Genomic DNA, 12,506 nt, shown 5'->3' with positions numbered 1-12,506 from the left:
GCTCACACTGTCCCCGCCGCCCCTCGCGGGGGGGGGGCCCCGTGTTGGGGCCCCCCCTCATCGCCGGCCCCGGGGCGGCGGGGGGGTAAAACCCCCCCCCCCCCCCCCGGGGGGGGGGGGCCCCGCTGCGGTCCAGGGTGGAGATGGGGGGAATTGAACCCCCGTCCGGTGCGGTTTTGCCAGGTATTCTCCGGGCGCAGTGTGCGTCGGGATTTCTCGGCCCCAGCCATCATGCACACCAGTGGCTGACCCGGGCCCAGTCGCCTTGAAGTCCCGGCAGCTCCGACGACGAGAGCTGCCAGCAGTGGCTATCTAATCGACGCCAGGATCCGGGACGATAGCAATCCCGGGCTGACGGACTTGCTCGCTACTTAGGCAGCGAGGGCGAAGTCAGTGCGCTTAGAGTTGGCACTTATTGGTTTACAGAGAGCGTTGACGAGATGACTCTGCATCCTCGGCCCGCTTCCCCTGTCTCGACCTACACCGTCGAAACCGATCATCCCCGTATGTGGTTGTCAAACCGTCCCGGCCTGAACCGGGACCCCGTCGGCGAACCGTCGGAACAGCCAGTATAGCGCGCGGGGCGCCGGGATTATTCCCCAAGCCCACACGGAGGCGACCGTCGTCACCGCGGAAGGAGGCCGGCCCGGTCTTTCGCCCCGAGCACGGCCAGCGCGGCGGCGTCCACGGTGGAGGCGAAGGCAGGATCCGCCTTCGCACGGGCCACGATCCCGGCCCAGACCCGTGGGGCCAGCTGCTGGTCGGTGCACAGTGCCATCGTGCCGCCGGCGGCGAGGAAGTCCGCCCCGCGCTGCTCGGGCGCGATGCCGGAGAGCTGGACGGCGTCGCAGAGGTCGTCCGAGACGACGATCCCGGCGAAGCCGAGGTCGCCGCGCAGCATGCCGCCGATCACCGTGGGCGAGAAGACCGCATCGTGGCGGGGGTCGATCGCTGGATAGGAGGCGTTGGAGAGCATCATCCACGGCACCCCGGCCCGCACGGCGTCCGCGAAGGGGGCGACGAAGGGATCGTGCCGACCGGTCGTGGCGTCCGTGACGCCGGAGGCCGTGTCGGTGTTCGCCGTCACGCGTCCGAGGCCGGGGAAGTGCTTGGGCACCGCGATGAGGCCGGCGTCGGCCATCCCCTGGGCGAACGCGATGCCGTGGGCGGAGACCGCCGCCGGCGTGTAGCCGAACTCGCGCTGGAAGTGCCCGATGGGCGTGTTCTGCGGCGCGAACGCGGCAGAGGGAACGGTGTCCATGACCGGGGCGAAGTTCACGTCCACGCCCGCGGCCGCGAGCTCGCGGCCCCAGCCGGCGGCGGCCGCCCGCAGGGCCGCGGGGGCCATGCTGCCCTGCGCGAGGGCCGTGGGCATGTCGGAGAACCCGGGGCCGCGCAGGACCTGCACCTGGCCGCCCTCCTGGTCGGTGGCGACGAACTGCCCCACGCGCCTGGTCGCTGCGTCCGTGGCCTCGGCCCTGATGCTTTGCACCACGCCGGCGACGGCGCCGACGCCAGCGGTCGAGCGGCCCTTGAGGAAGACGTTGCCGATGTGGAGCCGACGCAGGGCGTCGAGGGCCGCGGCGTCCGGTCCGGCCGCCGGCGAGCTGACCATGATCACCTGGCCCACCCGCTGCTCGAGGCTCATCGACGCCAGGATCTGGGCCGCGCGGCTCGTCGCGGGAGCCGCAGTCGTGCTCGGTCGCGGGGCAGGTGCGGACGACGCCGGCGGCGCGCCGGCGGCGGTGCGGGTCGCGGTGGGCGTCGGCTGGCTGCTGGCGCCCGAGGGCGAGGCGGATGCCGGCCCGGTGGCCCCTGCGGAAGGGGTCGGCGCGGGCCCGGCGGTGGGGCCGGCGAGCAGGCGCGGCAGCACCAGGGCGCCGACGACCGCGAGCACGGCGACGAGGCCGACCGCGACTGCAGCCCAGGGCTTCCAGTTCCTGTGGGACATGGCCTGTCTCGTGTGCCCTTCCGTCAGCGGCGGTTGCGGGCCCGCATGGCGCGCAGGGCCTCGCGCTTGTCCTGCGCCTCGCGGAGGGCGTGGCGCTTGTCGTAGTCCTTCTTGCCCCGCGCGAGCGCGATCTCGACCTTGGCCCGGCCGTCGCTGAAGTAGACCTGGAGGGGCACCACGGTGAGCCCCGACTCATTGACCTTGTGCTCGATCTTCGCCAGCTCCTCCCGGTGCAGCAGGAGCTTGCGCTTGCGCTTGGAGGGGTGGTTGGTCCAGGACCCCTGGGTGTACTCGGGGATGTTGACCGCTTCGAGCCACAGCTCGCCGCGGTCGAAGTGGCAGAAGCCCTCGCCGAGGGAGATGTGGCCCTCGCGGAGGGACTTCACCTCGGTGCCCATGAGGACGAGCCCGGCCTCCCAGGTGTCCAGCACCTCGTAGTCGTGCCGGGCCTTGCGGTTGGTGGCCACGACCTTCCGGCCACTCTCTCTGGGCACGGCGGCGCTCCTTGGGATTCGGTGATCGGCCTGCGATCAGGGCGGACATTCACGGCCGCGCGCGGGCGCGGCGGGACCTACCAGTCTACAGCAGCCCCATGGGGTTCACGGGCTGGCCGTTGAGCCATGTCTCGAAGTGCGCGTGGCAGCCGGTCGAGTTGCCCGTGCTGCCCGAGTAGGCGATGACCTGCCCCTGGCTCACCTGCTGTCCCGGCGACACGACGACGTTCGTGTTGTGGTAGTAGACGGTGGTCAGGGAGTTCCCGTTCACGACGCCGTGGGAAATCATGACTGTCCACCCGCCGCCGCCCGTGGTCCATCCGCCGACGGTGACCGTGCCGGCCGCTGCAGCATGGACCGGAGTGCCGCAGGCGGCCCCGAAGTCGATGCCGGTGTGCATGTAGCCTCCGGTCCCGTAGAAGTCGATGGTGCCGGGCGGGGTCGCGCGCCAGCCGAAGCCGGAGGTGATCGGGATGCTCCCGTCGAAGGGGTGGATGAGCCCGAACGCGGACGGGGTCACGGCCGCGGCCTGCGCCTGGCGCGTCTCCTCCGCGGCCTGGTTGGCGGCGGCCTGGGCCGCTGCCTCCGCGGCGGCCCGGGCCTGGCCGGCACGGATGGCGGCCTGCCGCGCCGCCTCGGCACGCTGGGCGGCGATGCGGCGCTGCTCGGCCTCCCACGCCTCGCGCAGCCTGCGGTCCCGGTCCTGGATCTGGGCGGCGACCTGGTCCTGCTGGGCCTTGACGTCGGCGATCTGCTTCTGGATGGCGGGCTTCTGCGCCTCGAGCTCCTTGCTCAGCCGGCCGGTGTCGTCGACGAGCTTGTCGACGGCGGCCTTCTTCGACGCGGCGTCGTCGCGGGCGGCCTGCTCCTTCTTGAGGGCCTCGTCCGCCTTGCCCTTGAGGTCCTTGATCTCGGCCTCGACGGCAGCGAGCCGGGCCTGGGAGTTCACGTTCGCGGCGTTCTGCTGCGCGAGCTGGTCGAGGGCCGTGTTCTGGCTCTCCATGACGGTGTCCGCGAGGTCGAGCGAGCCGGTCAGGGAGTTCGTCTCGCCCGAGCCGAGCATCAGCCCGACGTTCGAGGGCACGCCGCCGGACATGTAGGACTCGCTCGCGATCTCGCCGATGAGCTTCTTGGTGCTGTCCATCTTGCCGCGGTCGGTCTCGAGCTGGGCGGTGATCTTGGCCTTGTTCTGCTGGGCGGCGTCGACCCGCACGGCCAGGGCGTCGACCTCGTTGCTCGCGGCCGCGACGCGGCCCTGGGCGTCGAGGAGCGCCTGCTGGGCTCCCGGGAGCCGGGCCTGGTAGGTCGCGAGGTCCGCGGCCGTCTGCTGGATCCGGCCGTCGAGGAACTCGAGCGACTCCTTGACCTCCTGGGCGCGCTGGTCCAGCTGGGCCTTCTGGTCGTCGAGATTGTCCGCCCTCGCGCCGGAGCCGGCCAGCGCGAGGGTGACCACGAGCATCGCCGCGGCCGTGAGCCCGGTGCCCCGGCGGAGAGCCGTGCGGCTTCCCCGGGGCTCGAAGCCACGTCGTGTGCTGACCGCCTGCATGCTTCTGCGCTCCTGTCCGCTAAACCTTGAGATACCGACGGAGCGTCAGCATCGATGAGACGCCCGCGAGGACCACGCCCGTGCCGACGAGCAGGGGTGCGAGCATGAGGGTCTGGGACGGCGAGATGAATGCCGTGCCCGGGTACTGGGACGTCAGGACGTCCCCGAGGAAGAACTTGGCCACCGCCCAGAGGGTGCCCGAGGCGAGCACGGCCCCGATCACGGCCGCGATGGTGCCCTCCAGCACGAACGGGAGCTGGATCATGAGCTTGGACGCTCCGACGAGCCGCATGATCCCGGTCTCCCGGCGCCGGCTGAAGGCCGAGAGCCTGATGGTCGTGGCGATGAGGAGGATCGCGCAGACGATCATGACCCCGGCGATCACGATCGCCACGAGGGAGGCGGCGTTCATCACGGAGAAGAGCCGTTCGAGGACCTCCCGCTGGTCGCTCACGAGCCGGACTCCCGGCCGCGAGGAGAAGGTCTCGGAGATGATCTGGTACTTCTGGGGGTCCTTGAGGTTGACCCTGAAGGAGGCCGGGAGCTGGTCCGGGGTCACGGAGTCCACGATCGGGGAGTTCGCGAACTGCTCCCGGTAGTGCTGGTAGGCCTCGTTCTGGGACTCGAAGTGGTAGTCGGAGACGTACTGGGCGACGGCCGGCGAGGACAGCAGGGCCTCGAGCGACTTGCGCTGGTCCTCCGTCACCGCGCCGGAGACGCAGCCGGGGGCCTTCGACGTGCCGTTGCACAGGAAGATGGCCACCTGCACGCGGTCGTACCAGTAGCCCTTCATCTGGTTGATCTGCAGCTGCAGCATGCCGGCGGCGCCGACGAACGTCAGCGACACGAAGGTCACGAGGACCACCGAGACCACCATGGTGAGGTTCCTGCGGAGCCCGCTCGCGATCTCGCCGAGGACGAAGGCGGCCCTCATGCGCGCTCTCCCCCGGCCGGGGCCACCGCGGGGATCATCGAGGTGTACAGGGCCTTGGCCTCATCGCGAATCACCCGGCCGTCCACGAGCTCGATCACGCGCTTGCGCATGGAGTTGACGATGTCGGTGTCATGGGTGGCCATCACCACGGTGGTGCCGTTCTGGTTGATGCGGTCGAGGACGGACATGATCCCCTGGCTCGTGGTCGGGTCCAGGTTGCCGGTCGGCTCGTCCGCGAGGAGGATCCCGGGGCGGTTCACGACGGCGCGCGCGATCGCCACGCGCTGCTGCTCGCCGCCGGAGAGCTCGTGCGGCATGCGGTGGCCCTTGCCCTCCAGCCCCACGGTCTTGAGCACCTCGGGCACGGCATCGCGGATGATCGCGCGGCTGCGCCCGATCACCTGCATGGCGAAGGCGACGTTGGCGAACACCGTCTTCTGCGGCAGGAGCCGGAAGTCCTGGAACACGACGCCGATGCCGCGCCTCAGGCGCGGCACACGCCAGCTCGGCAGCGAGGCCACGTTCTGCCCGGCTACCAGCACCGCGCCGCCCGTCGCCCGCTCCTCGCGCATGACGAGGCGGAGGAAGGTGGACTTCCCGGACCCGGAGGCACCGACGAGGAAGGCGAACTCGCCGCGCTCGATCTCGAGGCTGACGGAGTCGAGCGCCGGGCGGGCCTTCCGGTCGTAGACCTTCGTGACATTGTCGAAGCGGATCATTGCTCTCAAACCCGTCGGGACGCACGCGTCCTGAGCCCGGCGCTCGGGCGAGGCTCGGAGGCAGGGGGCGCCGGCTGCTCGACTATAAGCACAAGGGCAGGACGTCCCGGGGTTCTCACCCCGGCGTGTCGGAGTCCAGGGACGCGGCCGTCTCCGCGGCGAGCGGCTGCCTGGCCAGCACGGCCTGCGCGACGGCGGCGGCGCCGTCGGCCGTCATGACGATCGTGTAGTGGTTCGTGCCGGGCACGTCGAGCACCTCGATCGCCGGGTGCTCCCGCCGCACCCGGTCCATGACCTCGTCCGGGTAGAGGGGCGGGAGCTGGCCCAGGAGTCCGCGCTCGGCCCGCAGCAGCAGGGTGGGAACCCGCAGCCGGTCGAGGGCGCCCAGGAGCGATTCGCCCCCGTACAGGTCGGCGTTGTCGTCGGCGAGGGCCGCGAGGGCGGTCGCGGGGCGCAGGCGGGGCGCGGCGCCGTCGAGGTCGTAGCGGATGTACTCCTCGAACTCCGGCGTCCACGCCCCCGTGAACGCCGGGTGCGGACCCCAGTAGTCGAGGTACGACTCGGGGCTCGCGAACTCCATCCGCAGCCGCTCGGCAGCAGGGCCAAGGAGCGCCTGGAGCGCCTCTTCCGGGCTCATGCCGGGCGGCGGCGCGAGCGGGATGCCGCCGTCCACGAGCACGAGCCGCTCGACGAGCTCGGCGTGCCGATCCGCGAGGACGAGGGACGCGAACGCGCCCATCGAGTGGCCCACGACGACGGCGGGCCGGTCCGCATCCGCTCCCGCCGCGCGCAGCACGGCGGCGAGGTCGTCGGCGTGCTGCGCCATGCCGTAGGGCCCGGGCAGAGCATTGCTGCGTCCGCGGCCGCGCAGGTCCGGCGCGACGACCCGGGCGACGTCTGCAGCAGAACCCGGCCGGGCGGCGTCGTCCGCGGACCCTCCCAGCTCCCCGGCCGGCGGCGCGAGCAGCGCACGGGCCACGAACGGCCACGCGAGGTGGGAGGAGGTGACCCCGTGGACCGCGAGGACGGTCTGCCCGTCCTCGGCACCCCTCCGGGACCACTCTCCGGCGCGCAGCTCACCGCCGCGCACCGGAACGTCGAAGGTGCGGTAGTCCAGGGATTCACTCATGCGAGCCGTCCTCTCTCGGTCTGTCTGCTGGTGCCGGCGCGGGGGCCAGACCGCGCTGGATGATGTCCATGAGCTCGTCGAGCACACGGTCCGGGATCTCCACACGGGGTCCCCCGGGCCCGCGGTCCTCGGCCTCCCACAGGATGTAGCGCATCCCGAAGAGCTCGCCCATGCCCATGAGGGCCCAGGCAGCCACCTCTGGGTCCATGGGGCGGACCTCGCCCGCCTCCTGGGCCGCGGCGAGGCCGTGCACGTAGCTGCGCACGATGTTCTCGTAGTGGCGCCGCTGCGCCGCGGGCGAGACGAACTCGGCCTGCCGGATGATCCGGTACAGGGCCGGGTGCTCTGCCGTGAAGCGGAAGAACGCCCGGAAGCCGGCCCGTTCCGCCGCCAGGCGCGTCCCGGCGGTGCGGGCCGCCTCGGTCATCGCGTGCCGGACGCGGGCGTTGAGGTCGTCCACGACCTCGTCGAAGATCTCCTGCTTGCCCGCGAAGTAGAGGTAGAAGGTGCCGAGGCCGATCCCGGCCTGCTCGGTGATCTTCACGATCGAGGCGTCATGGTAGCCGGCGGAGGCGAAGACGTCCTCGGCGGCCGCGAGCAGCCTCGCCCTGGTCCTCGTGCCGCGGGCGGTGCGGGGCTGGGCGCTCATGCCCGCTCCCCCGCCACGGTACCCGCGCCGAGCTCGGCGCCGCGCGCCCTCAGCCTCGCGCGGGCGACCTTGTGCAGGCCCGTGCGGGGCACCTCGTCGACGAACTCGATGGTGCGGGGCACCTTGAAGTGCGCGAGGACGCCGCGGAGGTGCTCGGTGAGCTCCTGGGCGTCGGTGGCCGCCCCGTGGCGGACGACGACGAAGGCCGCCCCCGTCTCGCCCCAGCGGTCGTCCGGGGTCCCGACGACGGCGGCGTCCGCCACCGCGGGGTGCGCGAGCAGTGCCTGTTCGACCTCCGAGGGCGAGACGTTCTCCCCGCCCGAGATGTAGATGTCCTTGAGCCGGTCGACGACGCGCAGGAACCCCTCGCCGTCGCGCTCGACGACGTCTCCGGTCCGCAGCCAGCCGTCCACGAGGACCTCGGCCGTCGCGGCGGGGTCGTCGAGGTAGCCGGCGAACACCCCGGGACCGCGCACCCACAGCTCCCCGCGTCCCTCGCCGTCGAGCTCCTGGCCCGTGGCGGGGTCCGCGACGGCGATCTCGACGTGCGGGTACGGCGTCCCCGCGGAGCCGACGCGGCGCAGCGCCTCCTCAGGGGCCAGGCACAGCACGTTGGGGCCGGCCTCGGTCAGCCCGTACCCCTGGGTGAGCGCGACGCCTCGGGCGTGCCACGTGCGCAGCAGCGGAGCCGGCATGGGCGCCCCGCCGACCACCGCACGGTCCAGGCTCGTCAGGTCGGCGCGGGCGAAGCCCGGATGCTGGGACAGCATGAGGTAGTGGGCCGGGACGCCCATCATGGTGGTGACCCGGCGCTGGGCGATGAGCTGCAGGACGCGGCCGGCGTCGAAGCCCCGCTCGAGGACCACCGTGGCCCCGGTCCACCAGGCCAGGAGCGCGTGGATGTTCCAGCCGCCCACGTGGAACTGCGGCATGATGCACAGCACCACGTCGTCCCTTCCCACCTCGACAGTCCGGGAGAACGAGAGGTTCGTCCAGAAGCAGTTCGCGTGCGTGAGCACGGCGGCCTTGGGGCGCCCCCCGGACGTGCCGGATGTGAACACCGCCAGGAGCGGGTCGTCGTCGTCCACCCGGCGCCGGGGCAGCGGGTCGCCCGCCCGCGGCAGCCCGCGCTCGATCCCGTCGCGGCCCGGTGCGGCGGTCCGCGGCGGCTCGGGCAGGAGCGCGGTCGCCGCGGCCCCGAGCGCGGCGTGCTCGGGCTCGATCACCAGGAGCGCGGGGGCGCACACGGCGAGCTGCTCGGCGAGCTCGGCCGGGGCGAGCCGCCAGGAGAGCGGGACGAGCGTGAGCCCCGCCTTCGCGCAGGCGAAGAAGGCCACGATGTGGTCGGCGCTGTTCCCCGTGAGCGTCGCGATCCGCTGCCCGGCGGCGTATCCGGCCTCCGCGAGCGCGTCGGCGAGCGCGGCCGCGCGCTGCTCGAGCTCGCGGTACGTGAGCGTCACGCCACGGTCGTCGACCGCGATGCGCTCCGGGGTGCTGCGGGCACGGTCGGCCGTCCATCGTCCGAGGGTGTGCAGCCCGTCGGCGCCCTGTGCTCTCATGCGTCCTCCAGTACTCGTTCGAGCCGTTCCTCCGGCTCGGGCGCGCGTGCGGCGCCGCGGCGCCGCGGCCGCAGCCTCGCGGCAGCGCCGGCGAGGCCGCCCGGAAGGAACACCACCACGAGGATGAACAGCGTACCGAGGATGAACAGGGGTTCGGACAGCGGGATCCGCAGCACCGGCGGGAGCTCCTTGATGGCGGGCGAGGCCGCGAGCGCGGCGAGCCGCTGGTCGAGCAGCGTGTACAGCACGCCACCGACCACCGCGCCCCACCGCGACCCGACGCCGCCGAGCACCACCATGACCAGGAGCGTGATGGTGAAGTCCGAGGACACCGAGCTCGGCACGGCACCCGACTGGAGGAGCAGGAAGACCATCCCGGCCAGCGCGGCCAGCGCTCCGCCGACCGTGAACACCAGGAGCTTCGGCGCGAACGGTGCGAGCCCGAGCACCCGCGCCCTCAGCTCGTTCTCCCGCACGGCCTCGGCCACGTGGCCGGCCCGGCTGGACTGGATCCACAGCACGACCGCGTAGACCGCGACGAGCGCCGCGAGGGCCAGCCAGTAGAGGTTGCGGGTGTTGACCACGCCCACGAGGGCATCCGGCAGGTTCTCGGCGGACAGGCTCAGACCCTCGTCCCCGCCCGTTGCCCCGCCCGGGTTGCGGCGCACGAGCACCGAGCCGGCCTGGGCGAAGGCGAGCGTCACCATCGCGAACGGGATGCCGCCCACCCGCAGGCTGATGCTGCCGACCGCGAGGGCGAGGACGATGGCCAGCACGAGGGCCAGCAGCGCCGCGGGAACGAGGGGCAGCCCGAGGTGTCCGAGGATGACGGCGAGGCCGTACACCCCGGCACCGAAGGAGAGGGCATGGCCGAACGAAAGCAGGCCGGCCGCTCCCAGCAGGAGGTGATAGCTCAGCGCCGCCGCCGCCATCGCGAAGCACAGCGCGAGCAGCTGCAGCGAGCCCGGCGTGTAGGTCGGGCCCGGCAGGATGCCGGGGAGGTCGATCGCGAAGAGCGGCAGCAGGGCCAGGACCAGGACCGCGGCCCCGCCGCCGGCAACCCGTCCCCAGGGCGCGGCGCCACGGCGGACACGGGGCCTGAGCCCCTCCGGCGCGGTCACGCCGCCGCCCCGAGGAGGCCGCGGGGGCGGACGAGCAGCACCACGGCGAGGGCGAGGACGACCACGAAATCACCGATCCCGAAGTAGAAGTTGGCGAACTGCTGGAGCACCGCGACCCCGACGGAGGCGATCGCAGCTCCGGTGAGGGAGCCGAGGCCGCCGATCACGGTGACGATGAACGCGAAGATGAGCAGCGAGCCGCCCAGCAGGGGTGAGACGTAGCCGAAGTAGTGGCTCGCGAGCACGCCGCCCAGGCCGGCGGCGGCGCCGCCGATCGCGAAGACGAGCGTGAACGCCTTCCGGACGTCGATGCCGAGCGCCGTCACCATCGCCCGGTTCTCCACCCCCGCGCGGATGATGAGGCCGTACCGCGTGCGCCTGAGGAAGACCACGAGGCCCGCGAGGACGAGGCCGGCGCAGACGATGGCCACGAACCTGTCGTTGGGGACCTTGGCGCCGAGGACGTCGGTCGTGTCCTTGAACCAGGCCGGTCCGCCGATGTAGACGGCGTCGGTGCCCCAGATCCCGTCGAACAGCGCCACCGTGGCGAGCGAGAGCCCCACGGTGACGAGCACCTGCTCGATGTGCCGCAGGTACAGCGGGCGGATGAGCGCGAGCTCGGTGACCGCCGCGACGGCGGCCCCCGCGGCCGCGCCCACGACGAGCGAGAGCAGGAAGGACCACCAGGAGTCCGCGCCGAGCCGCCTGGCGGCCTCCCAGCCGAGGAAGGCCCCGAGCGTCAGGAACGAGCCGTGCGCGAAGTTCAGGACGCCCATGAGCCCGTAGATGAGCGACAGGCCGGAGGCCACGAGGAAGTAGAGGGCCCCCAGGCCCAGTCCCGTGACGAGGAGGAGGATGACGGTGCTCATCGGGCAGCCTCCTTGGCATCCCCGGTCTCCTCGGCGTCCCCGCCGACCCCGTCCCCGCCGATGGCATCCCCGCCGACCCCGAGCAGGCGGCGGGTGAGGGGCTCGTCGTCGAGCAGCTCGCGCGCGTCGTCCGCGCGGTGCACGACGCGCCCGCCCGAGAGCACGATTGCCCCGGCGGCGAGGCGGCGGACCACCGCGAGGTTCTGCTCCACGAGCAGGATCGGGACGGCCCGTGCGGCTGCCTCGAGCGCCACGGCCACCTCTTGGACGACCTTCGGGGCAAGGCCCTTGGTCGGCTCGTCCACGAGGAGGATCCGGTTCTCGTTCAGCAGGGCACGGGCGAGCGAGACCATCTGCTGCTGGCCGCCCGAGAGTGTCCCCGCCGCCTGATGGGCCCGGCGGACGAGGTCGGGGAACAGGTCGGCAACGAGGTCCCGGCGCTCCTTCGAGCCGCGCCCGCGGACAGAGAGCTGGAGGTTCTCCTGCACGGTGAGCTTGGAGAAGACCTCGCGGTCCTCGGGGACATAGCCCACGCCGCGCTGGACGATCCGGTGGGTCGGCAGCCCGTCGATCCGCTCGCCGGCCAGGGTGACCCGTCCGCGGCGGCCGATGAGGCCGAGGACCGCCTTCAGGGTGCTCGTCTTTCCCACGCCGTTGCGGCCGAGCAGGGCCGTCACGCCGCGGTCGGGCACGGCGAAGCCCACGGCCTCGACCACCTGCTGGCCGCCCACGTGGGCCGAGAGCCCCTCGATCTCGAGGACCGCGGTCATACGGGCTCCCCCAGATACGCGGCCTGCACGGTGTCGTCGGCCATGACGGCGTCCGGCGTGCCGATGGCCAGCAGCCGTCCGTGGTGCATGACCGCGACGCGGTCCACGAGTCCCAGGACCACGTCCATGTGGTGCTCGACCATGAGCACCGTGGTCCCGCGGTCCCGGTGGAGGTCCCGGATCACCTCGGTCAGCGCGCCCACGTCCCCCGAGCCGACACCCGCCATGGGCTCGTCGAGCAGGACCACGCTCGGGTCGGTCGCGAGCATCATCGCGATCTCCACCTTCCTCTTGTCTCCATGGGAGAGGTCCTGCGCCCGCAGCCCCTCCTTGTCGGCGAGCCCCACCTCGGCGAGCCTCTCCCGCGCGCGGCGCGTGGCGGCGTCGTGCGTCCGCGGGAAGGCGAGCACCGAGAGCGAGCCGCCGAGCCGCGCCTGGGCCGCGAGGCGGACGTTCTCGAGCACGCTCAGTGCCCCGAACAGGCTGGAGGTCTGGAATGTCCGCCCCAGCCCCGCCTTGGCGCGCCGGTGCACGGGGAGGCCGGTGACGTCCCGGCCGTCGAGGAGCACGCGGCCCGCGGTGGGCCGGGCGAGGCCCGAGAGGACGTTGAAGAGGGTCGTCTTGCCCGCACCGTTGGGGCCGATCACCCCGAGCATCTCCCCCTTGGCGACGGCGAAGCCGACCTCCGCGAGGATGCTCGCACCGCCGATCGCGAGCCCGAGGCCCTCCACCGCAAGGGCGGGACTCTGCGGACCCGCTGCCACG

Annotated in this window: 12 protein-coding genes and 1 other RNA gene; all 13 read right to left on the bottom strand. The window is 72.6% G+C overall.

Annotation, left to right across the window (positions count from 1 at the left end):
* Nucleotides 1-135: 135 nt before the first annotated feature.
* Nucleotides 136-504, bottom strand: a transfer-messenger RNA (tmRNA) gene (gene ssrA / locus J2W21_RS15145).
* 121 nt (nt 505-625) lie between these two features.
* Nucleotides 626-1,951 carry a glycoside hydrolase family 3 N-terminal domain-containing protein gene (locus tag J2W21_RS15140; protein ID WP_307115336.1) on the bottom strand — a complete coding sequence of 442 codons (1,326 nt, stop codon included), beginning with the start codon at nt 1,949-1,951 and terminating at the stop codon, nt 626-628.
* Between the two features lie 23 nt (nt 1,952-1,974).
* Nucleotides 1,975-2,445, bottom strand: a complete 471-nt coding sequence (smpB, locus tag J2W21_RS15135) for an SsrA-binding protein SmpB (RefSeq protein WP_307115335.1) — start codon at nt 2,443-2,445, stop codon at nt 1,975-1,977.
* 85 nt (nt 2,446-2,530) lie between these two features.
* The gene (locus J2W21_RS15130) at nt 2,531-3,991 is read right to left on the bottom strand and encodes a M23 family metallopeptidase (RefSeq protein WP_307115334.1); all 1,461 of its coding nucleotides are present in this window, start codon (nt 3,989-3,991) and stop codon (nt 2,531-2,533) included.
* A gap of 19 nt (nt 3,992-4,010) precedes the next feature.
* Nucleotides 4,011-4,925, bottom strand: coding sequence for a permease-like cell division protein FtsX (ftsX, locus tag J2W21_RS15125; protein WP_307115333.1), 915 nt, complete (start codon nt 4,923-4,925; stop codon nt 4,011-4,013).
* Nucleotides 4,922-5,644, bottom strand: a complete 723-nt coding sequence (gene ftsE / locus J2W21_RS15120; protein ID WP_307115332.1) for a cell division ATP-binding protein FtsE — start codon at nt 5,642-5,644, stop codon at nt 4,922-4,924. The genes ftsX and ftsE overlap by 4 nt, the downstream gene beginning before the upstream one ends.
* A gap of 115 nt (nt 5,645-5,759) precedes the next feature.
* Nucleotides 5,760-6,773, bottom strand: coding sequence for an alpha/beta fold hydrolase (locus tag J2W21_RS15115; RefSeq protein ID WP_307115331.1), 1,014 nt, complete (start codon nt 6,771-6,773; stop codon nt 5,760-5,762).
* Complete coding sequence (locus J2W21_RS15110; protein ID WP_307115330.1) at nt 6,766-7,422, bottom strand: TetR/AcrR family transcriptional regulator; 657 nt, start codon at nt 7,420-7,422, stop codon at nt 6,766-6,768. Before J2W21_RS15110 ends, J2W21_RS15115 begins: the two co-directional genes overlap by 8 nt.
* Nucleotides 7,419-8,981 (bottom strand): AMP-binding protein, encoded by a 1,563-nt coding sequence (locus J2W21_RS15105; RefSeq protein WP_307115329.1) that lies wholly within the window; start codon nt 8,979-8,981, stop codon nt 7,419-7,421. Before J2W21_RS15105 ends, J2W21_RS15110 begins: the two co-directional genes overlap by 4 nt.
* A complete protein-coding gene (locus J2W21_RS15100; protein WP_307115328.1) occupies nt 8,978-10,102 on the bottom strand; it encodes a branched-chain amino acid ABC transporter permease in 1,125 nt (374 codons plus the stop codon). Before J2W21_RS15100 ends, J2W21_RS15105 begins: the two co-directional genes overlap by 4 nt.
* Complete coding sequence (locus J2W21_RS15095) at nt 10,099-10,971, bottom strand: branched-chain amino acid ABC transporter permease (RefSeq protein ID WP_307115327.1); 873 nt, start codon at nt 10,969-10,971, stop codon at nt 10,099-10,101. Before J2W21_RS15095 ends, J2W21_RS15100 begins: the two co-directional genes overlap by 4 nt.
* Nucleotides 10,968-11,741: an ABC transporter ATP-binding protein gene (locus J2W21_RS15090; protein WP_307115326.1), complete on the bottom strand. Its 774-nt coding sequence runs from the start codon at nt 11,739-11,741 to the stop codon at nt 10,968-10,970. The genes J2W21_RS15095 and J2W21_RS15090 overlap by 4 nt, the downstream gene beginning before the upstream one ends.
* A complete protein-coding gene (locus J2W21_RS15085; RefSeq protein ID WP_307115325.1) occupies nt 11,738-12,505 on the bottom strand; it encodes an ABC transporter ATP-binding protein in 768 nt (255 codons plus the stop codon). The genes J2W21_RS15090 and J2W21_RS15085 overlap by 4 nt, the downstream gene beginning before the upstream one ends.
* Nucleotide 12,506: the final 1 nt, after the last annotated feature.

It is taken from the genome of Sinomonas atrocyanea (assembly GCF_030811715.1).
Taxonomy (GTDB): Bacteria; Actinomycetota; Actinomycetes; order Actinomycetales; family Micrococcaceae; genus Sinomonas; species Sinomonas atrocyanea_A.
The sequence above is the reverse complement of the archived record's forward strand: the minus strand, read 5'-3'. Positions and strand labels throughout refer to the sequence as shown.